The 26,396-nt window shown below is 66.8% G+C and carries 24 protein-coding genes; 21 read left to right on the forward strand and 3 right to left on the reverse strand.

Translation table 11 applies throughout. The features are described 5' to 3' along the window. Positions 1–280: 280 nt before the first annotated feature. The 6 genes from BM397_RS16970 (at position 281) to BM397_RS16995 (ending at position 5,141) form a co-directional block, all read left to right on the forward strand. A complete protein-coding gene (locus BM397_RS16970) occupies positions 281–2,566 on the forward strand; it encodes a bifunctional salicylyl-CoA 5-hydroxylase/oxidoreductase (RefSeq protein ID WP_092426945.1) in 2,286 nt (761 codons plus the stop codon). After that, positions 2,563–3,306, forward strand: a complete 744-nt coding sequence (locus BM397_RS16975; protein WP_092426948.1) for an SDR family NAD(P)-dependent oxidoreductase — start codon at positions 2,563–2,565, stop codon at positions 3,304–3,306. Before BM397_RS16970 ends, BM397_RS16975 begins: the two co-directional genes overlap by 4 nt. Continuing rightward, positions 3,303–3,731, forward strand: a complete 429-nt coding sequence (locus BM397_RS16980) for an acyl-CoA thioesterase (RefSeq protein ID WP_245696130.1) — start codon at positions 3,303–3,305, stop codon at positions 3,729–3,731. The genes BM397_RS16975 and BM397_RS16980 overlap by 4 nt, the downstream gene beginning before the upstream one ends. A gap of 13 nt (positions 3,732–3,744) precedes the next feature. Continuing rightward, complete coding sequence (locus tag BM397_RS16985; RefSeq protein ID WP_092426951.1) at positions 3,745–4,158, forward strand: RidA family protein; 414 nt, start codon at positions 3,745–3,747, stop codon at positions 4,156–4,158. Beyond that, positions 4,151–4,543, forward strand: a complete 393-nt coding sequence (locus BM397_RS16990) for an acyl-CoA thioesterase (RefSeq protein ID WP_092426954.1) — start codon at positions 4,151–4,153, stop codon at positions 4,541–4,543. Before BM397_RS16985 ends, BM397_RS16990 begins: the two co-directional genes overlap by 8 nt. A gap of 133 nt (positions 4,544–4,676) precedes the next feature. Continuing rightward, positions 4,677–5,141, forward strand: a complete 465-nt coding sequence (locus tag BM397_RS16995) for a MarR family winged helix-turn-helix transcriptional regulator (protein WP_092426957.1) — start codon at positions 4,677–4,679, stop codon at positions 5,139–5,141. Positions 5,142–5,238: 97 nt separating this feature from the next. Here BM397_RS16995 and BM397_RS17000 read toward each other — a convergent pair whose 3' ends face one another. From BM397_RS17000 to BM397_RS17010, 3 genes are all read right to left on the reverse strand, one after another. Beyond that, a complete protein-coding gene (locus tag BM397_RS17000) occupies positions 5,239–6,048 on the reverse strand; it encodes an SDR family NAD(P)-dependent oxidoreductase (protein ID WP_092426960.1) in 810 nt (269 codons plus the stop codon). Then, positions 6,045–6,887: a fumarylacetoacetate hydrolase family protein gene (locus BM397_RS17005; protein ID WP_092426963.1), complete on the reverse strand. Its 843-nt coding sequence runs from the start codon at positions 6,885–6,887 to the stop codon at positions 6,045–6,047. The genes BM397_RS17000 and BM397_RS17005 overlap by 4 nt, the downstream gene beginning before the upstream one ends. 76 nt (positions 6,888–6,963) lie before the next feature. After that, positions 6,964–7,392, reverse strand: coding sequence for a cupin domain-containing protein (locus tag BM397_RS17010; protein WP_092426966.1), 429 nt, complete (start codon positions 7,390–7,392; stop codon positions 6,964–6,966). Between the two features lie 357 nt (positions 7,393–7,749). Here BM397_RS17010 and BM397_RS17015 point away from each other — a divergent pair, with 357 nt between their 5' ends. The 15 genes from BM397_RS17015 to dctP all read left to right on the forward strand — a co-directional run bounded on the left by BM397_RS17015 (position 7,750) and on the right by dctP (position 26,354). Further along, complete coding sequence (locus BM397_RS17015; protein ID WP_092426969.1) at positions 7,750–8,541, forward strand: cyclase family protein; 792 nt, start codon at positions 7,750–7,752, stop codon at positions 8,539–8,541. A gap of 32 nt (positions 8,542–8,573) precedes the next feature. Then, positions 8,574–10,145: a phytoene desaturase family protein gene (locus BM397_RS17020; protein WP_092426972.1), complete on the forward strand. Its 1,572-nt coding sequence runs from the start codon at positions 8,574–8,576 to the stop codon at positions 10,143–10,145. Continuing rightward, positions 10,142–10,588 carry a MarR family winged helix-turn-helix transcriptional regulator gene (locus BM397_RS17025; RefSeq protein WP_092426975.1) on the forward strand — a complete coding sequence of 149 codons (447 nt, stop codon included), beginning with the start codon at positions 10,142–10,144 and terminating at the stop codon, positions 10,586–10,588. Before BM397_RS17020 ends, BM397_RS17025 begins: the two co-directional genes overlap by 4 nt. Positions 10,589–10,651: 63 nt before the next feature. Continuing rightward, the gene (locus tag BM397_RS17030) at positions 10,652–12,796 is read left to right on the forward strand and encodes a thiamine pyrophosphate-dependent enzyme (protein WP_092426977.1); all 2,145 of its coding nucleotides are present in this window, start codon (positions 10,652–10,654) and stop codon (positions 12,794–12,796) included. A 10-nt stretch (positions 12,797–12,806) separates the two neighbouring features. Beyond that, the gene (locus BM397_RS17035) at positions 12,807–14,357 is read left to right on the forward strand and encodes an indolepyruvate oxidoreductase subunit beta family protein (RefSeq protein WP_092426980.1); all 1,551 of its coding nucleotides are present in this window, start codon (positions 12,807–12,809) and stop codon (positions 14,355–14,357) included. A gap of 5 nt (positions 14,358–14,362) precedes the next feature. Beyond that, complete coding sequence (locus tag BM397_RS17040; protein WP_092426983.1) at positions 14,363–15,910, forward strand: phytoene desaturase family protein; 1,548 nt, start codon at positions 14,363–14,365, stop codon at positions 15,908–15,910. A 121-nt stretch (positions 15,911–16,031) separates the two neighbouring features. Then, the gene (locus BM397_RS17045) at positions 16,032–17,570 is read left to right on the forward strand and encodes an ABC transporter substrate-binding protein (protein WP_092426986.1); all 1,539 of its coding nucleotides are present in this window, start codon (positions 16,032–16,034) and stop codon (positions 17,568–17,570) included. A 72-nt stretch (positions 17,571–17,642) separates the two neighbouring features. Beyond that, on the forward strand, positions 17,643–18,650 hold the full coding sequence (locus BM397_RS17050; RefSeq protein ID WP_092426989.1) for an ABC transporter permease: 1,008 nt from the start codon (positions 17,643–17,645) through the stop codon (positions 18,648–18,650). Further along, positions 18,643–19,506 carry an ABC transporter permease gene (locus tag BM397_RS17055; RefSeq protein WP_092426991.1) on the forward strand — a complete coding sequence of 288 codons (864 nt, stop codon included), beginning with the start codon at positions 18,643–18,645 and terminating at the stop codon, positions 19,504–19,506. The genes BM397_RS17050 and BM397_RS17055 overlap by 8 nt, the downstream gene beginning before the upstream one ends. Beyond that, positions 19,503–20,399, forward strand: coding sequence for an ABC transporter ATP-binding protein (locus BM397_RS17060; RefSeq protein WP_092426994.1), 897 nt, complete (start codon positions 19,503–19,505; stop codon positions 20,397–20,399). Before BM397_RS17055 ends, BM397_RS17060 begins: the two co-directional genes overlap by 4 nt. After that, on the forward strand, positions 20,396–21,250 hold the full coding sequence (locus BM397_RS17065; protein WP_092426997.1) for an ABC transporter ATP-binding protein: 855 nt from the start codon (positions 20,396–20,398) through the stop codon (positions 21,248–21,250). Before BM397_RS17060 ends, BM397_RS17065 begins: the two co-directional genes overlap by 4 nt. 232 nt (positions 21,251–21,482) lie before the next feature. Then, positions 21,483–23,120 (forward strand): AMP-binding protein, encoded by a 1,638-nt coding sequence (locus BM397_RS17070; RefSeq protein ID WP_092427000.1) that lies wholly within the window; start codon positions 21,483–21,485, stop codon positions 23,118–23,120. Positions 23,121–23,551: 431 nt separating this feature from the next. Further along, positions 23,552–24,031 carry a TRAP transporter small permease gene (locus BM397_RS17075; RefSeq protein ID WP_092427003.1) on the forward strand — a complete coding sequence of 160 codons (480 nt, stop codon included), beginning with the start codon at positions 23,552–23,554 and terminating at the stop codon, positions 24,029–24,031. Next, the gene (locus BM397_RS17080) at positions 24,028–25,341 is read left to right on the forward strand and encodes a TRAP transporter large permease (RefSeq protein WP_092427006.1); all 1,314 of its coding nucleotides are present in this window, start codon (positions 24,028–24,030) and stop codon (positions 25,339–25,341) included. The genes BM397_RS17075 and BM397_RS17080 overlap by 4 nt, the downstream gene beginning before the upstream one ends. Before the next feature lie 41 nt (positions 25,342–25,382). Continuing rightward, positions 25,383–26,354, forward strand: coding sequence for a TRAP transporter substrate-binding protein DctP (dctP, locus tag BM397_RS17085; RefSeq protein WP_092427009.1), 972 nt, complete (start codon positions 25,383–25,385; stop codon positions 26,352–26,354). Positions 26,355–26,396 lie beyond the last annotated feature (42 nt).

The raw sequence follows: 26,396 nt of genomic DNA on the forward strand, positions 1-26,396 counted from the left end.
TCGGGGTCGCTCCATGTCCTGCCCGACCCGATCGGTGTAAGACGCCCAGGTCAGGCGGCCGAGTCGGTGTGTCTATATATTTTATGTCTAAATCATAGTCAGGCGGCGTCGGAGGTCAAGAAGCGTGCGTCTCTGCCAAGTTTTATTGCCTCAAGCAGCCATCCGGACAAAAAGGACGAAAGGAGACGCGGAGATGTCTTTCGGATTTGATTTATTTTAGTCTTGAAGTAATTTCGCGAGAAGGTAATCTACCGGAAACCAAACAGGGAAGCTGTGTCTCATGCAAATCGCCGTCCTTGGCGGGGGCCCCGCCGGTCTCTATTTCGCCATCTCGATGAAGCTGCGCGATGCCGCGCATGACATCACCGTCTACGAACGCAACCGCGCCGACGACACCTTCGGCTGGGGCGTCGTGCTCTCGGACGAGACCATGGCGAACTTCGAAGACAACGATCCGGTCTCGGAAAAGATGATCCGCGACAAGTTCGCCTACTGGGACGACGTGAAACTCGTGCGCGGCGACGAGGCGATGACCTCGGGCGGCCACGGATTCTGCGGCATCGGCCGCAAGCAGATGCTGCTGCTGCTGCAACAGCGCGCCCGCGAACTGGGCGTGAAGCTGGAATTCGAAACCGACATCACCCCCGAGAAGATCGACGAACTCAAGGCAAGCAACGATCTGCTGGTCGCCGCCGACGGCCTCAACTCGAAGACGCGCAGCCACTACGAGGACAAGTTCCGTCCCGAGATCGACATGCGCCGCAACCACTTCGTCTGGCTCGGCACGCATCAGAAATTCGACGACGCCTTCACCTTCATCTTCGAGAAGACCGAGCACGGCTGGATCTGGGCGCACGCCTACCAGTTCGACGACGACACCGCGACCTTCATCGTCGAATGCGGGCCCGAGACCTACGAGGCCTTCGGCTTCGACAGGCTGAGCCAGCAGGACAGCATCGCGCTCTGCGAAAAGATCTTCGCCAAGCATCTTGGCGGCCATCCCCTGATGACCAACGCCAACCACATCCGCGGCTCGGCCTGGATCCGCTTCCCGCGGGTGACCTGCGAGAACTGGTATTTCGACAACGTCGTGCTGCTCGGCGATGCCTCGGCGACGGCGCATTTCTCGATCGGCTCGGGCTCGAAGCTGGGCATGGAAAGCGCCATCTCGCTGGCCGAGGAGCTGTCGCGCGACAAGCCGCTGGCCGATGCGCTGCAGACCTACGAGGACGAACGCAAGCTGCAGGTGCTGCGGGTGACCTCGGCGGCGCGCAACTCGACCGAATGGTTCGAGGAGGTCGAGCGTTATCTCGATCTCGACATGATGCAGCTGAACTACGCGCTGCTCACCCGCTCGCAGCGGATCAGCCACGAGAACCTGCGCCTCCGCGACCCGGAGTGGCTGGCCTCCGCCGAAAGCTGGTTCCATGCACAGGCCGGCAGCAATTCCACCCGCCGCCCGATGTTCGCCCCCTTCAAGCTGCGCGAGATGGAGCTGAAGAACCGCATCGTCGTCTCGCCGATGGCGCAGTACAAGGCGACCGGCGGCATGCCCAATGACTGGCATCTCGTGCATTACGCCGAGCGCGCCAAGGGCGGCGCCGGGTTGGTGTTCACCGAGATGCTCTGCGTGTCGATGGAAGGCCGGATCACCCCCGGCTGCCCCTGCATCGGCCCCGAGCAGGTGCCGGGCTGGAAGCGCCTGACCGACTTCGTGCACGCCGAGACCGACGCCAAGATCTGCGCCCAGATCGGCCACGCGGGCCGCAAGGGTTCGACCCGCCTCGCCTGGGACGGCATCGACAAGCCGCTCGCCGAGGGCGAGTCCTGGCCGCTGCTTGCCGCCTCGGCGATCCCGCTGATGGAAGGCAACGTGGTGCCGAAAGCGATGGACCGCGCCGATATGGACGTGGTGAAAGCGCAGTTCATCGAGAGCGTGCGCGCCGCCGATGACGCGGGCTTCGACATGATCGAGATGCACGGTGCCCACGGCTACCTGATCGCCTCCTTCATCTCGCCGATCACCAACCGGCGCGAGGATGAGTATGGCGGCAGCCTCGAGAACCGCATGCGCTACCCGCTGGAGATTTTCGCCGCCATGCGCGCCGAATGGCCCGCGGCAAAGCCGATGACCGTGCGCATCTCGGCGCATGACTGGATGGGCGAGGACGGCGTTACCCCCGAAGAGGCCGTGCAGATCTCGGCGATGTTCAAGGCCGCCGGCGCCGATGCAATCAACGTCTCCTCCGGCCAGACCGACAAGGCCGAGCAGCCGGTCTACGGGCGGATGTTCCAGGTGCCCTTCGCCGACCGCGTGCGCAACGAGATCGGCGCGCCGACGCTGGTGGCGGGCAACATCTACGAACCCGACCACGTCAACTCGATCCTCATGGCCGGACGCGCCGATCTGGTGCTGCTCGCCCGCCCGCATCTTGCCGATCCCTACTGGACGCTGCACGCCGCGGTCGAATTGGGCGACACCGAGCAGGCCTGGCCGAAGCCCTACGAGGGCGGCCGCCGTCAGGCCAACACGCTGGCCGAACGCGCCAAGGCGATGGCCACATGAGCCTCGCGGGCAAGACGGCTTTCGTCACCGGGGGCGGCTCGGGGGTCGGCGCGGTTATCGCGCTGGCCTTTGCCGAGGCCGGCGCCGAGGTGGTGATCTGCGGGCGCCGTATGGAGCCGCTCGAGACGGTCGCCGCACGGCACCCGGGCATCCGGGCCGTGCTCTGCGACATCACCGACGAGACGGCGATCTCCGCCGCCATCGCCGAGGCCGCGCCCGATATCGTCATCGCCAATGCCGGGGCCTCGGAAAGTGCGCCCTTCACCCGCACCGAACTGGCGGCCTTCGAGCGGATGGTCTCGGTCAACCTTACCGGCACCTTCCTGACCCTGCGCGAGGGCGCCAAGGCGATGAAGGACAAGCCGTGGGGCCGCCTCATCGCCATCGCCTCCACCGCAGGGCTGAAGGGCTACCCCTATGTCGCCCCCTATGCGGCGGCCAAGCATGGCGTGATCGGGCTGGTGAAATCCGTGGCGCTGGAGCTGGCGCGCAAGGGCATCACCGCCAATGCGCTCTGCCCCGGGTTCCTCGACACCGAGATGACCGAACGCTCGATCGCCAATATCGTGGAAAAGACCGGCCGCTCCGCCAAGGAGGCCCGCTCATCGCTCGAAGCCACCAACCCGATGCACCGGCTGGTGCCACCCGAAGACGTGGCACGCGCCGCACTCTGGCTCTGCGGCGAAGGCTCGGAGATGGTCACCGGGCAGGCAATCTCGATCTCCGGAGGCGAGACGTGAGCGAGACCTTCACGATCCGCAGGCAGGTCGAGTTCAACCACTGCGACCCGGCCGGGATCGTCTTCTACCCGCGCTATTTCGAGATGATCTCGGCCGTGCAGGAGCGCTTCTTCGCGGATGCGCTCGGCATGGGCTGGGACCGGATGATCTCCGGCACCGGCATGGCCACCCCCATGGGACAGATCGACTGCCGCTTCCACGCGCCCTCTCGGCTCGGCGACTGGCTCGACCTGTCGCTTGGCGTGAAACGCATCGGCCGCGCCTCGGCCAGCTTCGTCATCACCTGCACCAGCGGGGATGAGCGCCGCTTCACTTGCCAGGCGACGGTCATCCACGCCGACCTCGCGCAGGGCACCTCTACCGCATGGCCCGCCCAGATGCGCAACGCCATGACCCGCTACCTGATTGCCAAGACCCCCGATTGAGAAAGACCGACGCATGACCGCACTGACACCCCACATGTTCCTGCAACCCGACGGCTGGGTGCCGGCGAAAGGCTACGCCAATGGCATGTTGGCCGAGGGCCGGATGGTCTTTACCGGCGGGCTGGTCGGCTGGAACGCGCAGCAGGAGTGGGAGCATACCGACATGGTCGGCCAGTTCCGCCAGACGCTGGAGAACATCGTCGCCGTGCTCGACAAGGCCGGCGCGCGCCCCGAGCACCTCGTGCGGCTGACCTGGTACATCACCGACAAGCAGGAATACCTCGACAACCTGCGCGCCTTCGGTGCCGCCTACCGCGATGTGATCGGCCGCCACTTCCCGGCCATGGCCGTCGTGCAGGTCTGCGCCCTGATGGAGGACGCGGCGAAGGTCGAGATCGAGGCCACGGCGGTCATCCCCCATGGCTGACGGCGGCGGCGATATCCCGGTGCGCCCCGACAGCGCGCCGCGCATCCTCACCGTCGCGCCGCAGTCCGAGACGACGGCGCGCGGTCCGGTCTTCGGCGGCTGGATCCTGTCGCAGCTCGATCATGGCGCCGGGCTTGCCGGGCGCAAGATCTCGGGCGGCGACGTGGTCATCGCCGCGCTGAAGGAGGTGCAGTTCCACGCACCCCTGCACGGCGGCGAGGAGTTCGCCCTGCACGCCGACCTGAGCCGGCGCGGCAACAGCTCGTTCAACCTCGCCGTCTCCGCCTGGGCCGAGCCCGACGGTGCCTGCCGGCGGATCCTCAGCGCCGACGTTCTGCTGGTCGCCGTGGACGAAGGCGGCAAGCCGCGCAAGCTTCCGACCTGAAGCAGTCTCCGCGCCACAAGCCCGGCAGAATGCGAAACTTTCAGGCTTTTCGATTGCGCTGCGCTGCAATACACGCAACCCTTAAAGTCGAGACCTGAAAGGGTTTGGCACAACGTCCCGCCGAGGCTGACCGATGGAACAAACGACCGAACACCAGGTGACCGACGAGCACCTCGCGCGCCAGCGGCTGCGGCTCTGGCTGCAGATGCTCAAGGCCGTGCGCCACGTCGAGGGGAGCCTCCGCGAGCGCCTGCGCTCGGGCTATGACACCACCCTGCCCCGTTTCGACGTGCTCGCCGCGCTGCACGCCGCGCCCGAGGGCATGAAGATGAGCGAGCTGTCGCAGCAGCTGGTGGTCTCGAACGGCAATGTGACCGGCGTGGTCGACCGGCTGGTGGCCGACGGGCTGGCCGAGCGCCAGACCGTGGAAAGCGACCGCCGCGCCTTCCGCGTGCTGATCACCCCGGCCGGGCGGACGCTGATGGACGAGATGGTGGCCGAGCACCTGCGCTGGATCGACGGGATGTTTTCCGAGATCTCCGAGACCGACGCGGCGCGGGGCATCTCGATCATGCTCGATATCCGCAACAAGCATTGAACGGGGCGCCGGAAACGGCAGGGACAGAGAAAAGGCCCCCGCAGGTGATGCGGGGGCCTTTGCAATTGTCAGCTGACAATCCCTTCGGCGGCGCGGCTCAGAGCAGCCCGGTCTCGCGGGCGACGCGGCGGTAGCCGGCCCCGGCGGTGAAGCCACCGTCGATCACGAAATCCTCGCCGGTGATGAAGCCCGAGGCCCCGGATGCGAGGAACAGCACCAGCTGCGCCACCTCCGTCGCCTCGCCAGCGCGCTGCGCCGGGGTCATGCCGATCATCGGCCCGAGGTGCGGCGAGCCGCGGTTGAGGTCGGTGACGATCAATCCCGGGCAGATCGCGTTGACCCGCACGCCCTGCTCGGCAAACTCCATCGCCGCCGTGCGCGTCAGCCCGCGGAGCGCCCATTTCGACGAGGTGTAGGCCGGATCGTAGTGCCCCGTAAAGGCGCTGTTGGACGAGATATTGACGATGCTACCGCCGCCCCCTTCGGCCATCATCGGCGCCGCGAGCTTGACCCCGATGAAGGCGCCGGTGGCGTTCACGTCGAGCACCTTGCGCCACTCCTCGACCGACATGTCGCGAATGATCTTGCGGTTGATGATCCCGGCGTTGTTGACCAGCACGTCGAGCTGCCCGGTCCAGTCCCGAACCAGCGCCAGCGCCTCGGCCCATTCCGCCTCGGAGGTCACGTCGAGGCGCTTGAAGCGCACGTCATGCCCCTCGGAGGCGAGACGCTCGGCGAGCGCCGCGCCCTCCTCTTCCAGCACGTCGCAGATCAGCACCGAGGCGCCGGCGGTGGCCAGCATCTCGGCCTCGACCGCGCCTTGCCCGCGTGCGGCGCCGGTGACGATCGCGGTCTTGCCCGAGAGATCCGTCAGCGCCGACTTCAGCGCGTTGAAGTCGATGCTCATGCCTGCACCATCACCTGACGCTGCTCGCCAAGCCCGTTTGCGCCGAGAGTGACCACCTGCCCCGCCTTGAGGAAGGTCGGCGGCTTCATTCCCAGCCCCACGCCCGGCGGCGTGCCGGTGGCGATGATGTCGCCCGGTTCCAGCGTCATGAACTGCGAGATGTAATGCACCAGATGCGCCACGCCGAAGATCATCGTGCGGGTGTTGCCGGTCTGGCGGCGCTCGCCGTCAACGTCTAGCCAGAGATCGATGTCCTGCACGTCGGCGATCTCGTCCTTGGTGACCATCCACGGCCCCACCGGGCCGAACGTGTCGTGGCTCTTGCCCTTCACCCACTGGCCGCCGCGCTCGGACTGGAAGCGGCGCTCGGAGACGTCGTTGACCAGCGCGTAGCCCGCCACGTGGTCGAGCGCCTCCGCTTCGGAGACGTATTTCGCGCGGCTGCCGATCACGATGCCCAACTCGATCTCCCAGTCGGTGCGGTCCGAGCCGCGCGGGATCTCCACGTCATCGTAGGGGCCGCAGAGCGCGGTGGTCGCCTTGGAGAAGAGCACCGGCTCGGCGGGCGGCTCCTTGCCGGTCTCGCGGGCATGGTCGGCGTAGTTGAGACCGACGCACAGGAACTTGCCCGGGCGCGCGATGGCCGAGCCGATACGCGGAGTGCCCTCGATCAGCGGCAGCGTGGTCGGATCGAGCGCGGCGATGCGGGCGAGGCCTTCGGGCGAGAGCGCCGCGCCGTCGATGTCGGCGACGATGCCCGAGAGGTCACGCAGCTTGCCCTCGGCGTCAAGCATGGCGGGACGTTCGGCACCATGCGGGCCGCAACGGAGAAGTTTCATGAGGATGTCCTTTCAGTCTGTGGGACCGCGGCGCGAGAGGTGAACTCCCCTGACGCCGCAGACCTGTCGGCCGCGATCAGGCGCGGCGGTAGCCTTCGAGCGCTTCGTCGGGCACATCCTCGAGGTTCTCCACCAGGTTGTCCGGGGTGCGACAGGTCAGCCAGACCAGTTCCTCGGTGGTGCTCATGTTGACCTCGACATGCGGCATGAAGGGCGGGACGAAGACGAAGTCGCCCTCGAACATGTCGATGTAGTCTTTGTAGTCGTCGCCGAAGTAGATGCGCCCGTGGCCCTTCAGCACATAGCCACCAGTCTCGCATTCCTTGTGGTGGTGCGGCGGCGAACGGTGACCCGGCTCGTTGGTGACGCGACCGAACCAGATCTTCGTCGCCGGCGTGTGCTGCGGGCTGACGCCGGACTTGCGGACGCAATCGCCGGATTGCTGGGTGCCTTCGTCGAGCTCTGCGGAGCGCGTGACGACGGGAACGACTTTCTGCTGGGTCATGTGACTTCTCTCCCTGGACGAACCATGCGGCGCAGGTGCCGCGCTAGGCGCAACGCTAGAGTGGTTTATTTTAGGCTTCAAGTTTTTTCTATCGAGCACAGCCTTCAACACGCGAGGGACATCCGACACCCTTCATCGACGACCAGGCCTTCACGCCCTGTATTCCCGCATAGCAGGGAACAATGCCCAAGTTCGCGGCGAGTTTGTGGATTGCCTGACCGGACATGCCCTGCGCCAGGAGAAAAATGACAGGTTTATAAATTTCGTTCTTGAAGAAAAAAATTATATGTATTTGCATGTATCTCAAGGAACGACCGGCCAACGAGTCACCGAACACCACCTCAGGGAGACATGGAAATGACCAACACAGACGCCCTCGCGACGCTCGCCAGCGGCCTGCTCGACGGCTCGATCAAGGTGATCGACTGCACCGCCCCGCTCGGCCCCGACACGCCGCTTCTGAAGCTGCCGCCGGAGATCGCCGACGACACGCCGAAGATCGAGATCCACAAGATCTCGGAATACGGCGACCGCGGCCCGTTCTGGGCGTGGAACTGGCTGAAGATCGGCGAGCACTCGGGCACCCACTACGATGCACCGCACCACTGGGTCACCGGCAAGGACTATGCCGACGGCTCGGTCGACACCATCGACCCGCAGTATTTCGCCGCCCCCGCCAATGTCATCGACTGCTCGAAGGAAGCCGCCGAGGACGCCGACTTCCTGCTGACCGTCGAGCACGTGAAGGCCTGGGAGGCAGAGCACGGCGAGATCAAGCAAGGCGAATGGGTGCTGATGCGCACCGACTGGGACCAGTACAACACTGACGAGGCCGCCTACCTCAACGCCGACGAGACCGGCCCGCACACCCCCGGCCCGACCGCCGAGGTGATCCAGTACCTGATGGAAGAGAAGAAGGCGCTCGGCTGGGGCACGCAGTGCATCGGCACCGACGCCGGCGCGGCGGGCGGCTTCGAGATCCCCTTCCCCGCGCACAACCTGCTGCACAAGCACAACCGCTACGGGCTGGCCTCGCTGACCAACCTCGACAAGCTGCCGGCCAAGGGGGCGATCCTCGTTGCCGCGCCGCTGAAGATCGTCAAGGGCACCGGCTCGCCGATCCGCGCGCTGGCGCTGGTCGCGGCCTGAGCCGACCGCCCGAACCCAAGGAGCGCCCGCAGATGACCGCCCCGACCTCTCCCGACGTTGCCATCATCGGCAGCGGCATCAACGCGCTGACCGCCGCGGCCATGCTCGCCCGCTCGGGCAAGCGCGTCGCCGTGTTCGAACGCGAGGCGATCGCGGGCGGCTGCATGCGCTCCGAGACACTGGCCGAGGGGGTCACCTATGACCCCCTCGCCACCACCTTCGTGCTGTGGGTCACCGGCGGGGCGCATGGCGCGCTTGGTGCTGACCTCGCGCGGCATGGCGTGGAGTTCTGCGCCACCGACATGCCGACCGGCGTGCTGCTGCCCGACGGGCGGGCGCTGACCTATACCACCGACCGCGCCATCAACGTCGCCGCCTTCGACGCGGCCCATGACGGCGACGGCGCGCAGCTGGCCCGCGATCTGGATGCCTTCGGCGCCGACGCAGAGCTGCTCTTCGGCCTGATGGGCGGCGATCCCTGGTCGAAACAGACCGCCAAGCAGCTCGCCAAGGAGACCTGGAAGCGCAAGCCGCGCGGCCTTGCGACGGTGATGGGCGGGGCCCTGCAGCCAATGCGTTCCTGGCTCGAAAGCGCCTTCGAAAGCGACCTGTCGCGCGCCCTCTGGGCACCCTGGTGCCTGCACGCTGGGCTGGGGCCGGAAGCGGCCTTCTCCGGGCAGATGGGCAAGGTCATCGGTTTCGCGCTGGAGGCCGCCTCGGCCCCTGTGGTCAAGGGCGGTGCCGTCAACATGGTGCGCGGCCTCATCGCCATCATCGAGGAACACGGCGGCAGCGTCCGCACCTCTGCCGAGGTCGCCGAGATCACCCGCGAGGGGGACCGCGCCACCGGCCTGCGGCTCGCCAGCGGCGAGACAATTGCCGCCAAGACCGTGCTCGCCTCGGTCACGCCGCAGCAGCTCTACGGCACGCTCGCCGCAGAGCCCGCGCGCAAGGACGATCTGCGCAAGTATCGGCACGGCAAGGGCAACTTCCAGCTGCACTACCTGCTGAACGGGCCGGTGAAATGGCAAACCGAGGGACTCGAGAAGGTGCAACTGCTGCACCTGACGCCCGGCCTCGATGGCGTGTCCAAGGCCGGCAACGAGGCCGAACGCGGCATGCTGCCCGAGGTGCCGACGATCTGCGTCGGCCAGCCCTGCGCCGCCGACCCGAGCCGCGCCCCCGAAGGGCAGAGCGTGCTCTGGCTGCAGATGCCCGAGGCACCGCGCCACGTGAAAGGCGATGCCGCCGGGCAGATCGACGTGCCCGCCGATGGCGCCTGGACCGAGACCCTGCGCGAGGCCTTTGCCGACCGCATCGAGGCCATTCTCGCGCAGCACATCGACGGCTTTGCCGAAAGCATCGTGACCCGGCGCGCGATTTCGCCGGCAGACCTCGAAGGCTACAACATGAACCTCGTCGGCGGCGATCCCTACGGTGGCGCCTGTACTCTCGACCAGTTCTTCCTCTGGCGCCCCTTCGCGGACAGCACGCGCCACGGCACCGACCTCAAGGGCCTCTATCACATCGGCGCCTCGACCCACCCCGGGCCGGGCCTTTCGGGCGGTTCGGGCTTTCTGGTGGCGAAGGAGCTGGGCGCATGACGGGCGCCCCCAAGGACCTCGAGTCCTTCACCCCCTACCTGCTGAACCGCATTGGCGCGCGCTACAACAAGAGCGTGGAGACCGCGCTCAAGGAAGTAGGCGTGTCGGTGGCGCAGATGCGGGCGCTCGCGGTGCTGGCCGAGAGCGGGCCCCACACGATCAACGAGCTGTCGGTGCTGACCGTCATCAAGCAGCCGACCCTGTCGCGCACGCTCGACGCGATGGAGAGCGCGGGGCTGGTCCGGCGCGAGGCGCAGGACGGCGACAGCCGCTTTCGAAAGATCAGCCTCACCGAGGCGGGACGCGCCGCCTATGAGACCGCCTGGCCGGCGATGCAATCCATGCGCGACCGCATGTTGCAGGCGCTCGACGAGGATGAGCGCGCGACCCTGAACGAGTTGCTGCAGCGCGTGCTGCACGACATCCGCCACCACGACTACTGACAGAAAAGACCGGACGGGCCCCACCTCTGCACGGCCCCGGACCGAGACCCAAGGAGACCACCCATGGCCGAGAGATCCTTTGCCAAGGAAGTCCAGAAGCTGAAACAGGGCGAGGGCGAGACCTTCACCGGCGAGGGCATCCTAGCGATCACCAAGGCGCTGCTGGAAAACGGCGTCGGGTATGTCGGCGGCTACCAGGGCTCGCCGATCTCGCACCTGATGGATGTGCTGGCCGATGCGCAGGACATCCTTGGAGAGCTGGGCGTGCATTTCGAGGCCTCGGCCTCGGAGGCGACCGCCACTGCCATGCTCGCCGCCTCGGTTCACTACCCCATTCGCGGCGCGGTCACCTACAAGTCGGTGGTCGGCACCAACGTCGCCTCGGACGCGCTGTCGAACCTCGCCTCGGGCGGCGTCACCGGCGGCGCGCTGATCATCGTCGGCGAGGATTACGGCGAGGGCTCGTCGATCATGCAGGAGCGGACCTACGCCTTTGCCATGAAGAGCCAAGTCTGGATGCTCGACCCGCGGCCCAACCTGCCGTCAATCGTCAAGGCGGTGGGTGACGGCTTCGAGCTGTCGGAACTGTCGAACACCCCGGTCATGCTGCAGGTGGGCATTCGCTCGTGCCACGTGCACGGCCATTTCGAGGCCTCGGACAACAAGCGCCCCGAGATGACCGTCTCGGAGGCGCTGGAGAACCCCAAGCGCAAGCTCGACCGCATCGTGCTGCCCCCGGCCACCTATATCCACGAAGCGGAGAAGCTGACCAAGCGCAAGCCCGCCGCCGAGCGGTTCATCGTCGAGAAAGGCATCAACGAGCGTTTCGGCGACGCCGGCGGCAAGGTCGGGCTGATCCTGCAGGGCGGCACCTACAACACCGTGGTGCGGGCGCTGAACCGGCTCGGGCTCGCCGATCTCTACGGCGACACCGAGATCGACATGCTGGTGCTCAACTGCGTCTACCCGCTGGTCGACAGCCAGATCCTCGACTTCTGCGAGGGCAAGGACGCGGTGCTGATCATCGAGGAGGGCCACCCGAACTACATCGAGCAGCAGGTCGCCCACATGCTCTACCAGTCGGGCAAGCGGGTGAAGCTCGAGGGCAAGGGCAAGCTGCCGATGGGCGGCGAGTATACCGGGCAGGTGATGGTCGAGGGGCTGGGCGCCTTCTTCTCCGAACACGCCCCGTCGCTGCTGCCGGTCGCCAAGGTGGCGACCAACGAGGAGCCGGTGGCCATTCCCGACCTCTCGCAGACCCTGCCGGCACGCCCGCCGGGGTTCTGCACCGGCTGCCCCGAGCGCCCGATCTTCGCCGCCACCAAGCTGGTCGAGGAAGAGCTCGGCCCGCACCATATCTCGTCGGACATCGGCTGCCACCTCTTCTCGATCATGCCACCCTTCGACATCGGCGCCACCACCATGGGCTACGGGCTCGGCCCGGCCTCGGCCGCCGCCTTCCACAACGAGAACAGGAAGGGCCGCCGGGCGATCTCCTTCGTCGGTGACGGCGGCTTCTGGCACAACGGGCTGACCTCTTCGGTCGGCAACGCGGTGTTCAACAAGTCCGACAACGTCATCGTCATCGTCGACAACTTCTACTCCTCGGCGACCGGCGGGCAGGACATCCTGTCGTCGCGCGCGGTCAACAAGACCAAGCAGACGCAGAACTCCATCGTCGACGCGGTGAAGGGCATGGGCGTGAAATGGGTGCGCCAGATCGACCGCACCTATGACGTCACCAAGATGCGCGACACGCTCAAGGAGGCGCTGACCACCGAGGAGGAAGGTCCAAAGGTCATCGTCGCCTCGTCGGAATGCATGCTCAACAAGCAGCGCCGGGTGAAACCGGAGCTGGCCAAGGCCGCCAAGGACGGCAAGCGCGTGGTGCGCCCGCGCTTCGGCGTCGACGAGGACGTCTGTACCGGCGATCACGCCTGCATGCGTCTCTCAGGCTGCCCGTCGCTGTCGGTGAAGGACACCGGCGATCCGCTGCGCGACGATCCCGTCGCCGCCATCGACCAGACCTGCGTCGGTTGCGGCAACTGCGGCGAGGTGGCCGATGCCGCCGTGCTCTGCCCGAGCTTCTACCAGGCCGAGATCGTCACCAACCCCACCGCCCGCGAGACGCGCCGGGCCACGCGCAGCGGCCGGATCATCTCCTGGCTGCAACGCCGCCGCGATGCCAAGCGCGTCGTCTTTGCCTGAGGTTATGCCCATGAACATGCAGACCAAACCGCTCATCGCGCGCCGCTCCCCGGGACCGGACGGCGAGAAGATCATCACCCTCGCGGCGCTCGCTGTCGGCGGACAGGGCGGCGGCGTGCTGACCAACTGGATCGTCGCCGTCGCCGAAGCGAACGGCTACCGCGCGCAGTCGACCTCGGTCGCGGGCGTGGCGCAGCGCACCGGCGCCACGATCTATTACGTCGAGATGTGCCGCGACACCGGGCGGATGCCGGTCTTCTCGCTCTCGCCCGCCATCGGCGATGTTGACATCCTCATGGCGTCTGAACTGATGGAAGGCGGGCGGGCGATCATGCGCGGCTTCGTCACCCCGGGCCGCACCACGATGATCGCCTCGACCCACCGCATCCCCGCCGTGTCGGAAAAGATCGCGCCGGGCGATGGCCGCGCCAACGGCCCCGAGGTGATCGAGGCCATGGGCATCGCCGCCGATCACGTGGTCGCCTTCGACATGGAGACGGTGGCGAAGCAGGCAGGCTCGGTGATCTCTTCGTCGCTGCTCGGCGCGCTGGCGGGCTCGGGCGCCCTGCCCTTCCCGCGCGAGAGCTACGAGGAGGTGATCCGCCAGTCCGGCCGCGGCGTCGAGGCCTCGCTGCGCGCCTTCGGCGTCGCCTATGAAATCGCCACCGGAGAAAGCCCCGCCCCGGCCCCCGAGACCGAGACGGTCGCCCCCGTCCCTGTCCTGCACGTGCCCGAGAAGCTGCGCGCGCAATGGGCCGCGCTGGAGGCACGGCTTGCGGCCCTGCCCGCCGAGGTCCGCGAGATGGCGGGTCTGGGGCTGAAGAAGGTCGTCGACTACCAGGACCTGGGCTATGGCGCCGACTATCTCGGCATGGTCGAGAAGGCCGTCGCGGTGGATGCCGCCCCCTACGAGATGAGCGCGGCGGCGGCGAAATATTGCGCCCGGGCGCTCTGCTACGATGACCTGCTGCGCGTCGCCGACATCAAGACCCGCGCCACCCGCTTCGCGCGGGTGAAGGACGAGGTGGTGGTCAACGAGGGCCAGCTGCTGATGCTCACCGAGTATTTCCACCCGCGCTTCGAGGAACTGGCGACCACCCTGCCGCGCGGGCTCGGCCGCTGGCTGCAGTCCCGCAAGGGGCTCGAGGCCTGGTACACGCGCCACTTCGACAAGGGCCGGCGGGTCCGCACCGACAGCCTCTCGGGCTTCGCCCTGCTCTGGATGGTCTCGGCATTGCGCCCGCTGCGCCGCCGCCTCCTGCGCCACGACAGCGAGATGCGCCACGTGAGCGCCTGGTTCGACACGGTGTTGCAGACCGCCGCGACCGACCGCGCGCTGGCCACCGAGCTTCTGGCCAACTACCGGCTGATCAAGGGCTATTCCGACACCCACGCGCGCGGGTTGTCCAAGTTCGCCAAGGTGATGGGCGCGCGCGATCTGCTCGCCGGGCGCCCCGACGCCGCCGACTGGATGCGCCGGCTGCGCAACGCCGCGCTCGACGATGTCGAGGGCGAGAAGCTTGACGGCGCACTCGCCACCGTCCGTAGTTTCGCGGCGTGAACGGCATGGCGAGCCCCATTCTCATCATCGGCGCCGGGATCAACGGGCTCGTTGCCGCCGCGGATCTCACGGCGCACGGCAAGCCGGTTCGGGTGCTCGAACGCGGCCCCACCCCGGGCGGCGCGGTACGTACCGAGGAGCTGACCCTGCCGGGCTTCCGCCACGACGTCGCGGCGATGAACCTGTCGATGTTCGCGGGTTCGGCTTTCATGGCCCGGCACGGCGCCGAGATGGCGCGGCACGGCATGGAGTTCGTGCCGATCTCGCATCCCTTCGCGCAGGCGCTGGAACCCGGCGATCATGTCGGCATCTCCACCGACGTCGAGGAGACACTGGCATGCTTCGCCTCCGACGCGGACAGGGCGACGTGGCGCGCGCTGATGGCCGAGTTCCCGGAGCGCGCGGGCGTGCTCGGCGGGCTGCTCGGCACGCCGATGCGCCGCGGACCGCTCGCCCGGTTTCTCTGGCAGAGCTGGCGCAAGCTCGGCACGGCCCGCAGCCTCGACATGGCGCGGTTCCTCATGACTTCGCCGCGCAGCTGGCTTGAGGAGACTTTCGAGGACCCGCGCCTGCGCACGGCGCTCGCCTCCTGGGGCATGCATCTCGATTTCGCCCCCGACATCGCGGGCGGCGCGATCTTTCCCTACCTTGAGGCGATGGCCGGTCAGGCCATGGGCATGGTGATCGGCAAGGGCGGCGCGGACATCACCACCCGCGCGCTCGTCAGCATGATCGAAGCGCACGGCGGGTCGGTCGAGTGCAACGTCGAGGTCGAGCGAATCCTGCATGCGAAAGGCCGCGTCACCGGCGTGATCGCGGACGGAGAAAAGATTGAAGCCTCAATCATCCTCGCCGGTCTCGCGCCAAAACACTTGCGCCGGATGCTTGGTGAGGGCTCCGGCGATGCGCGTTTCGACCGCGGGCTCGAGGCCTTCCGCCACGCCCCCGGCACGATGATGCTGCACCTCGCGCTCGACGCGCCCGTGCCCTGGGCCGCCGAGGCGCTGAAACGCTACGCCTACGTCCACGTGGGCCGCTCGGTCGATGTGGCAGCCAGGACCTATACCGAGGCGATGGCCGGGCAACTGCCCGCGACGCCGCTGCTGGTGGTGGGCCAGCCGACGCTGTTCGACCCGAGCCGCGCGCCGGAGGGAAAGCACACGCTCTGGGTCCAAGCCCGCGTCGTGCCTGCGACCATCAAGGGTGACGCCAAGGGGGAGATTATCGCGACAGGGTGGGAAGATGCGAAGGCGCCGATGACTGAACGCATCCTCGATCTGATCGAAGAGCGGGCCCCCGGCTTCCGCCAGACGATCCTTGCCAGCACCACCGTCTCGCCACTGGACCTCGAGGCCGGCAACCCCAACCTCGTCGGCGGCGACCAGATCTGCGGCTCGCACCACCTGACGCAGAACTTCCTCTTCCGCCCGCTGCGCGGCTTTGCCGACGGGCGCACGCCCATCACCAATCTGCACATGATCGGGGCAGCCTGCTGGCCCGGTGCCGGAACCGGCGCAGGATCGGGCTTCTTCGCGGCACAGACCCTCAAGTAACCGATGCCGGAAGCGCCGAAATGCGTCTTATTACTTTAAATACCGAATTTTGAAGATCGAATCATAATCCACCGAAGAGCCCGAGCAAACCGGGCCGCATAGACCAACAGGAGACAGAAAGATGACCTCCAGCCTACCGCTTTCCCGGCGCAGCTTCATGAGCGCCTCGGCGGCGCTCACCGCGCTTCTGGCCACCGGCAGCAGCGTGCTCGCACAGAGCGGCGACAGCCTGACCATCGCCTACAACCTTCCCGTCCAGAGCTGGGATCCGACCACCGGCCCCGCCGCGGTGAACCCGGCGCTGCAGTCGGTCTACCTCGCGGTCTTCGACCGCTACATCGCACAGAACCCGGACCTGTCGTTCGGCCCCGGGCTGCTGACCGACTGGGGCTTCAGCGAGGACAAGTCGCAGATCACCATGACCGTCCGCGAGGGCGTCACCTGGCACAATGGCGACGCGCTGTCCCCCGAGGACATCGTCTGGTCACTGACCCGCGCCGGCGATCCCGAGACCGGCAACCCGATGCAATTCGTCTGGGGCAAGATCGGCAACTTCAGCGTTGACGGCAACGTCATCACCGCCGACGTCAAGGAATTCGAGCCGGCGCTGTTCAAGTGGATGGCCTTCCTGACCGCCTTCGTGCTGCCCAAGGCCTACTACGAAGAGGTCGGCGCCGAGGGCTTCGAGAAGGCCCCCATCGGCACCGGCCCCTACATGGTCGACGCCTTCGAGCAGGGTGCCTACGTGCGGCTCAAGGCCTATCCCGGCTATTGGGGTGACACGCCCGACTTCGACACCGTCACCATCAAGTTCGTCACCGATGCCGCCTCGCGCGTGGCCGAGATCGAATCCGGCAACTCCGACGTCACCTCGAACATCCCCTACGAGGAATACGACCGGTTGATCGCCAAGGGCGGGCTCGAAGGCGAAGCCGTTCCGATCACCGACATCGGCATGATCTTCCTCAACGACATCGACGTGATGCTCGACAAGAACGTCCGCCTTGCCGCGCATCACGCCATCGACAAGCAGCTTATCATCGACCGGCTGCTGCGCGGCTACGGCGTGCCGCTCTCGACCCTCGAGGTGCCGGGCTACGCCGCCTATGACGAGAGCATCACCGTCGCCTACGACCCCGAGAAGTCGAAGGAATTGCTGGCAGCCTCGGGCTATTCCACCGACAACCCGGTCAAGTTCACCATCCAGACCACCCGCGGCTTCAAGCCCAAGGATTACGAGATGATCCAGGCGATCGTCGGCATGTGGCGCAAGGTCGGGATCGAGGCCGAGATCGAGGTCTACGAGATCGCCAAGCATTACGAACTGCGCGCCGCCGACACGCTGGCCCCGGCGGCCTTCTACAACTGGGGCAACTCGATCGGCGATCCCTCGACCTCGACCGGTTTCGCCATGTTCGGCCCCTCGCCGCACGCGGTCTGGGACAGCCAAGACCTGATCGAGAAGATCGGCCCGCTCTTTGGCGAGCCCGACGAGGAGAAGCGCATCGCCGGCTACCGCGAGGTCTCGCGTTACATCGCCGAGGAAGGCTACGTCATCCCGCTGCTGCAATACGTGATGCCGGTGGTGTTCCGCAGCGCGGTCGCGGTGACGCCCTACACCTCGGGCGACCTGCTGGCGCAGGCGATCTCCAAGGCCTGAGTTTTCGCACACCGCAAGACCGCCCGGGCCGAGCCTTGCCTCAGCTCGGGCGCATTGGAGGGCCCCGACCCCATGCTGCTCAAGACGACCCTGATCCGTCTCCTGACCACCGCCGTCACGCTCTTCGGCGTTGCCGTCGTGGTCTTCGTGCTGGTGCGCGTGGCGCCCGGCAACCCCATCGCCATGATGCTGCCCCCCGGCGCGACCGAGGCCGACATCGCCGCACTCGAAGCGCTTTACGGCTTCGACAAGAGCCTGCCCGAGCAGTTCGTGATCTGGCTCGGCGGCGTGCTGCAGGGCGATTTCGGCACGTCCATCACCCTGCGCCGGCCGGTCGACGAACTGGTGCTCTCGCGCCTGCCGGCCACGCTGGAGCTGTCGATCATGGCGCTGGTCATCGCCGTTGCGCTCGGCACCGCCATCGCGGTGATCGGCGCGCGCCGCCGCGGCACCGCCACCGAGGTCGGGCTCGACCTGAGCAGCGGCGCGGTGCTCTCGGTGCCGGATTTTCTCTGGGGGCTGGTCTTCGTGCTGCTCTTCGGGGTGCTCTGGCCGGTGCTGTCGATCTCGGGCCGGATCGACCCGCAGATCGAGGTCGACTTCACCTCGAACTTCTACACCTTCGAAGGCCTGCTGCGCGGTCGCTTGGACGTGGTGCAATCGACCCTGTCGCACATGCTGATGCCCGCGCTGGCGCTGGCCCTGCCGCTCGCGGCGATGATCGCCCAGCTGCTGAAGCAGAACCTCAAGGAGGTGCTGCTTCAGGATTACACCACGCTCGCCCGCGTCCGCGGCTTTTCCGAGACCTCGGTGATCCTGCGCGAGGCGCTGCGCAACGCGCTGCTGCCGACGCTGACCCTCGTCGGGGTGCAGTTCACCTTCCTCATCGGCGGCACGGTGATCGTCGAGCGCATCTTCTCTTACGAGGGGCTGGGGAACATGGCGATCGACGCGGTGATCAACCGCGACCTGCCGCTGATCCAGGGCATCGTGCTGCTCTTCGCGGCGCTCTTCATCGTCATCAACCTGCTGGTCGATCTGTCCTACACGCTGCTGAACCCGAGGCTCCGCCATGGCTGACATCACCGCCGCCGCGCCGCGCCGCCGCGCCCGCAGGCTCAATCTCCGGCTCTGGCTGCCGCTGCTCTGGCTGGGCACCGTGGCGCTCGCAGCGCTCTTCGCGCCACTTGTCGCGCCGCACGATCCGCTGATGCAGGATCTCATGCTCGAACGGCTGCCACCTTCTTTCATGGCGGGCAGCGAGCCGGGCTACTGGCTCGGCACCGACAGCCTCGGCCGGGACGTGCTGTCGCGGATGATCCACGGCGCGCGCATCGCACTCTTCGTGAGCGTGATCGCCGCCGCCACCACCTGCCTCTTCGGGTCGGCACTCGGCCTCGTCGCGGGCTTTTTCGGCGGCTGGTGGGACCGGGTGATCTCGCGGCTCGTCGATATCTGGATGGCGTTTCCGCCGGTGCTCTTCGCGGTGCTGCTGGTGGCGGTGATGGGCACGGGGCTCACCTCGGTCATCGCCGCCATCGCGCTGATCGACTGGACGCGGTTCGCCCGGGTGATCCGCGCCGAGACCATGGTGCAGGCGCGCATGGATTACGTCGACAGCGCCCGCATCGGCGGCGCACGGCGGCTGGCGACCCTGATCAGCGAGATCCTCCCCAACGTCCTGCCTTCGATCATCGCGCTGCTGATGCTCGAGATGGGCATCGCGGTGATCGTCGAGGCGATCCTCAGCTTCGTGAACCTCTCGATCTCCTCCGACGATCCGACCTGGGGCTCGATGATCGCCGAGGGACGCAACGCCATCCACTTCGCCTGGTGGGTGCTGCTCTTCCCGCTGATCGCGCTCTTCCTGACGGTGCTGAGCTTCTCGACCCTCGGCGAGGGCCTCAAACAACGTTTCGACCCGGTGCTCCAATGACAGGCTCGCAGACCCACCCCAACACGCTTGACGTGATGCAGCTGAACATCGCGTTGCCGAACGGCCACCGGCTGCTGCGCGACGTCTCGCTCAGCCTGCGACCCGGCGAGGTGCGCGTGCTCGTCGGCGAGAGCGGCGCCGGCAAGTCGATGATCGGCAAGGCGGTGCTCGGCATCCTGCCGCAAAACCTGAAAGTGACCGAGGGAGAGATCCTGCTCGAGGGGCAGCACCTGAACGCCATGACCCCCTGGACCCGGCGCAAGACCGTGGCGCAGAGCGCCGCGCTGATCCCGCAGGACCCGCTCACCGCGCTCAACCCGGCGCGGCGGATCGGACCGCAGATCACCGACCCGCTGGTGCGCATCCATGGCTGGAGCCGCACAAAGGCGCGCGAAACTGCTCTGGCCCTGCTCGACCGCGTGCACATCCGCGACCCGAAGCGGGTGATGGAGAGCTACCCGCACGAGCTTTCGGGCGGGATGCGCCAGCGCGTGCTCATCGCCGCGGCTTTCGCGCCCTCACCCCGGCTCATCGTCGCGGACGAGCCCACCACGGCGCTCGACGTGACGGTGCAGAAGCAGATCCTGCGGCTGATCCGCGAGTTGCAGCAGGAGACCGCCACCGCGGTACTCTTCGTCACCCACGATATGGGCGTGGTCGCCAAGGTCAGCCAACAGGTCACCGTGCTCTTTGCCGGCAAGGTCATGGAGGACGCGCCGACCGAGCGAATCTTCACCGACCCCCGCCATCCCTACACCCGCGCCCTGATCGCGGCGACGCCGAGCTACGCGGACCTCGACCGGCCCTTCTCGCCGGTACCGCAGGCGCTGATCGCCGAATTGCAGGACGACATCGTCCGGGACGACGCCCGGCATCAAGGAGGCGCGCGATGACCCTGCAGACGCTGACACAGACCCCGGAAGCGCCGGAAGCTGGCGCCGCGCGCAGCCTGTTCACCGTGCGCGACCTGCGCCTGTCGTTCCCCGACCTTGCCCGGAAGCCCCTGCTCGGGCCCGCGCCGCGCACCGAGGTTCTCAAGGGCCTCAGCTTCGACATACCTGCGGGTCAGATCACCGGCATCGTCGGCGAGAGCGGTTCGGGCAAATCCACCGCCGGCCGCGTGCTGGTGCGCCTGCTGGGGCCGGACTCGGGCAGCGTGCTCTACGACGGGCAGGACATCGGCCATCTGGACGAGGCGGCGCTGCGCCCGCTGCGGCGCGATCTGCAGATGATATTCCAGGACCCCATGTCCTCGCTCAACCCGCGCCACAAGGTCTGGCGGATCATCGCCCAGCCGTTGAAGCGCTACGGGCTCGGAGGCACCAAGGCCGATGCCATCGCCGCGCTCGGCAAGGTCGGCCTGCCCCCCGCCTTCGCCGAGCGCTACCCGCACGAGCTGTCGGGCGGCCAGCGCCAGCGCGTCGGCATCGCCCGGGCCATCGCATTGAAGCCGCGCTTCATCCTCGCCGACGAGATCGTCTCGGGCCTCGATGTCTCCAGCCAGGCGCAGGTGCTCTTGCTGCTCAAGCAGCTTGCCCGCGAGATGGGGCTGACCATCGCCTTCATCAGCCACGACCTGTCGGTGATCCGCCACCTCTGCGACCGGGTGATCGTGCTGAACCGGGGCGAGATCGTCGAGCAGGGGCCGGTGGCACAGGTCTTCCGTGCGCCTGTCTCGGAGGTCACGCGCACGCTGCTCGCGGCGATTCCGCTTCCAGAGCTCGACGCAGGTTGGCTGGACTGACGCCGCAGGGGTCTTTGAGTGACGGCCTGCAAGCGCTCATAAAATTGATGCGTGAAGCAGTTTACCCCACGTCTGCCTCACGTACCCAGTGCATTTCTGGCAAGAACTTCGCCATAAATATGGAAGCGGTCTCCGTCGCGCATAAAAATTCCATCCGAAAATAAACTTTATACTTGAAATAAAACTACACCCGTAGCGTGATGATGCCAAGACCGGCACTCAGGAGGACATCATGCTTGGCCCCAGCACCCATACCGACAGCTTCAGCCGCGACAACCTGCCGGCCGAAGAGCTGCAACCGGTCTTCCTGCTGGATCGCTTCGCCTACCCCGAGCACCTGAATGCCGCCGTCGAACTGACCGACCGGATGGTCGAGAAGGGTTTCGGCGACCGCGTCGCGCTGGTGGGTCAGGGCCGCAGCCGCACCTATGCCGAGCTTGCCGACTGGACCAGCCGCATCGCCCGCGTGCTGATCGAGGACTACGGCGTGAAGCCCGGCAACCGCATCCTGATCCGCAGCGCCAACACCCCCGCGCTCGTCGCCTGCTGGCTCGGCGCCACAAAGGCCGGCGCGGTCGTGGTCAACACCATGCCGCTGCTGCGCAAAAAGGAGCTGATGCAGCACCTCGAGAAGGCCGAGGTCTCGCTGGCGCTTTGCGACACGCGGATGCTGGACGAGTTGGAAGCCTGCCTGCCCGAGAGCCGACACCTCAAGCGCATCGTCGGTTTCGACGGCAGTTCCGGCTTCGAGGGGGAGCTCGACCGCACCGCCGCCGCCAAGCCCTCGGGACCTTGCTGGGTCGAGACCGGGCGCGATGACGTGGCGCTGCTCGGCTTTACCTCGGGTTCGACCGGCGTGCCCAAGGCCACCATGCATTTCCACCGCGACCTGCTGATGATCGCCGACGGCTACGCCCGCGAGGTGCTCGAGGTGCAGCCCGAGGACATCTTCGTCGGCTCGCCCCCGCTGGCCTTCACCTTCGGCCTCGGCGGGCTGGCGATTTTCCCGCTGCGCTTCGGCGCCAGCGCCGTGCTGCTGGAAAAGGCCGCACCACCGGACCTCATCCGCATCATCGAACAGCATCGTGCCACCATCTGCTTCACCGCCCCCACCGCCTATCGCGCCATGATGCTGGCGATGGACGAGGGCGCGGACCTGTCGAGCCTGCGCTGCGCCGTCTCCGCTGGCGAGACCCTGCCCGCCCCGGTGTTCGAGGCCTGGGCCGAGAAGACCGGCAAGCCGATCCTCGACGGCATTGGCGGCACCGAGATGCTGCACATCTACATCTCCAACCGCTTCGGCGACGCCAAGCCCGGCTGCACCGGCACGCCGCTCACCGGCTACGAGGCGAAGATTGTCGATGACGAGATGAACGAGGTGCCGCGCGGCACGCCGGGCCATCTGGCGGTGCGCGGCCCGGTGGGCTGCCGCTACCTCGCCGACGACCGGCAGACGATCTTCGTTCGCGATGGCTGGAACCTGCCCGGCGACACTTTCGTGCAGGACGAGGAGGGGTATTTCCACTTCGCCGCGCGCTCGGACGACATGATCGTCTCGTCGGGCTACAACATCGCCGGGCCCGAGGTGGAAGCCGCGCTTCTGGCACACCCGGACGTGATCGAATGCGGCGTCATCGGCGCGCCGGACGCAGAACGCGGCATCGTGGTGCAGGCGCATGTGGTGCTGCGCGAGGGCGTGCCCGCCGACGACGCGACCGCCAAGGCGCTGCAGGATTTCGTCAAGGCGACCATCGCGCCCTACAAGTACCCGCGCTCGGTGATCTTCACCGACGCTTTGCCGAAAACCGAGAGCGGCAAGATCCAACGCTTCCGCCTCAAGAACGCCGCCCCCACTCCGGCGAACGCCTGACCGGCGAGCCGGATAGCATTCACTCTCTACCCTTGACGCCCTGACGGTCGACTGCGACCGCCGGGGCTGTCTCGTTTCGCTGACGCTTGCCCAAGGGGATGCACATATATTTTAGTTCTGAATTATTTTCTCCGGACGGGCGGATAAGGACGGCGTGATTTCCAGCCGCGAAAATCCCGCCGGGCAAGAAACCGGGATCGGAGAGGCATCTGGACGCCAAACCCATAAAATATCAGAGATAACCGCATTTATTCACACCATCCGCAAAGCGTACAAGCCACTCCAGCACTCGCAGCGTGCCCATCCATGAGTCGTCTCGGATCGCTTGCGGGCGCGGCGTCATCGCTGACCCTATCCTTCTCCCGCGTTGACATTTAATTTATACCTAAAGTACCTATTTTGCGAATAACCAGAATGAGGGAGCGATTGCGATGCAACGGGCAAGAAGCCTGACCTGGGTGATGAGGCTCTGCGGCGGCACCTCCGCCGCCTCGCTCGCGCTGCTGAGCATCCTCGTGGTTGGCGACGTCATCCTGCGCAACACCGGCCTGGCGCGCTGGTCCTGGCTCAGCGAGCTGACCGAGTACCTGCTGACCATCTCGACCTTCACCGGCGCGCCCTGGGTGCTGCACAACCATGGCCATGTGAACGTCGATGTATTGCTGCGCACCGTCAGCGCGGCGAAGGCGCGCTGGCTGGTCAGGGCCTCGAACCTCCTTGGCGGCGTGATCTCGGCGATCCTGCTGGTCGTCGCGGTCCGGGTGACGTTTGACAGCTACGCGCTTGGCTCGCTGGTGTTCAAGAACCTCATCTTTCCCGAATGGTACCTCATGACCCCCGTGGTGCTCTGCTTCGGCCTCTGCACGGCCGAGTTCCTGACCCGGATCGTCACCCGGGAGGCCCACGCATGAGCTGGCTGGAGATTATCGCGCTGCTCGGCGGCGTTCTGGCAGTGCTTTTCGCCATCGGCACCCCTGTCGCTCTCGCCTTTCTCGGCGCCAACCTGATCGGTGCCTGGCTGTTTCTCGGCAGCGGCGCGGGCATCGAGCAGCTGGTGCGGAATGCCTCCATGTCGGTCAATTCCTTTTCGCTCGTGCCGATCCCGCTCTTCGTGCTGATGGGCGAGCTTCTGTTCCACTGCGGCCTCGCCTACCGGGCCATCGAGGCGATCGAGCGGCTGCTGCACCGCCTGCCCGCGAGGCTCGGCTGCGTGTCGGTGGTCGGCGGCACCGCCTTCGCGGCGCTTTCCGGCTCGTCCATCGCCAACACCGCGCTGCTCGGCGGCACGCTGTCGCAGGAAATGCTGCGCCGGGGCTATTCGACGACGCTGGCGCTCGGCCCGGTCATGGCCGTCGGCGGCATCGCCGTGCTGATCCCACCCTCGACGCTGGCGGTCATGCTCGGCTCTCTCTCGGGCATCTCGATCACCCAGCTGCTGATCGGCGGGCTGGTGCCCGGGCTGCTGATGGCCGCGCTCTTCCTGCTCTTCGTGATCCTGACCGGACACTTCCGCCCGCAGAGCGCACCGCGCGATGCAACCGCCAGCAGCTACACGCTGGCCGAGCGGATCGTGCCCTTCCTGCGCGACGTGGTGCCGCTCTTCGGCATCTTCGTCGCGGTGATCGGCAGCATGCTGGCCGGCATCGCCACGCCGACCGAGGCTGCGGGCCTCGGCGCCTTTGCCGCGCTCATCGCCACCGCCCTCTACCGCAAGCTGAGCTGGGCTGCGCTGGTCAAGGCAATGACCGAGACCGCAAAGGTTTCGGTGTCGATCCTTTTCATCATCGTCGCCTCGACCACCTTCTCGCAGATCCTGTCGTTCTCCGGCGCCACCTCCGGAATGCTGCAGCTGATCAACGCGGTGGATCCCACGCCGATGACGCTGATCGTCTGCATGCTGCTGATCCTGCTCGTGCTGGGCTGCTTCATCGACCAGATCTCGATGATGATGATCACCCTGCCGATCTTCATGCCGCTGGCCCATGCGGCGGGCATCGAGGTGGTCTGGCTCGGGCTGATGATGCTGGTGGCGATCGAGCTCGGCATGCTGACGCCGCCTTTCGGCATCTTGCTGATGGTCATGCAGGGCGCCAGCCGCTCGGTACCTCTGGTCAGCATCTACAAGGCGGCGGCCCCCTTCATCCTGATCGAGATCGGCGTGCTGATCCTGATGCTGATGGTGCCGCAGCTCACGCTCTTCCTGCCAGCGCTGGTGCGCTGACAGGCCCCTTTCCCCAAGTCCAACAGTCCGGAGAAACAAAAATGAAAATCCGCTCCCTGAAAACGGCAGGTATGGCCGTGGTGGCAGCCCTCGCACTGGCAAGCCCGCTTGCCGCGGCAGAGACCACGCTGCGCGCCATCACCGCCTTCCAGCCCGGCACCACCTTTGCCAAGCCGTTCGAGGACTTCGTGTCCAAGGTGAACGCACAGGGCGAGGGACTCCTGCAGATCGAGGTGATCGGCGGGCCGGAAGCCATGCCGCCCTTCGAAATCGGCAACGCGCTGCGCAACGGCATCGTCGACATCGCCAACACCACCGCGGTCTTCCACGCCAGCCTGGTGCCCGAGGGCGTCGCCATGACCCTCGCCACCCGCCCGATGTCGGAGCTGCGCGAGAACGGCGGCTATGCGCTGATGAACAAGCTGCACGAGGACAAGGCCCGCATCCACTGGCTCGGCCGGCTGACGCAGGGCATCAACTACCACATCTACCTCAACGAGCCGCCCGCGGACGGCAAACTCGAAGGTCTGAAGCTGCGCTCAGTCCCCGTCTATCAGGCGTTCTTCAAGGACCTTGGCGCCACCCCGATGCAGACCGCCCCGGGCGAGGTCTACACCGCGCTGGAGCGCGGCGTGATCGACGGCTACGGCTGGCCCTCGATCGGCGTCTTCGACCTCGGCTGGCAGGACAAGACCGGCGCGCGCGTGAACCCGGGCTTCTACCAGGTCGAGACCGGCCTCTACCTGAGCCTCAAGACCTGGGAGTCGCTGTCGGAAGAGCAGCAAACCTTCCTTGAGGGCCTGATGATCGAGACCGAGTCCTCGTCGTCGCTGGTGCAGGATCTTGCCGAGGCCGAGAAGGCGAAGCAGATCGAGGCGGGGATCGAGATGGTGGACCTCGACGCGGATGCAGCGACCGAGTTCGGCGCGGCGGCGCAGGAGTCCGGCTGGAAACCGATCCTCGCAACCAGCCCCGAGCACGGCGCGAAGCTGCGCGAACTCTTCGCCGAGTAAGTTTCGCGCTGCATGCCGATCAACAAGGCCGGGGGCAAATAC

This window comes from Alloyangia pacifica, assembly GCF_900116195.1.
GTDB lineage: Bacteria > Pseudomonadota > Alphaproteobacteria > Rhodobacterales > Rhodobacteraceae > Salipiger > Salipiger pacificus.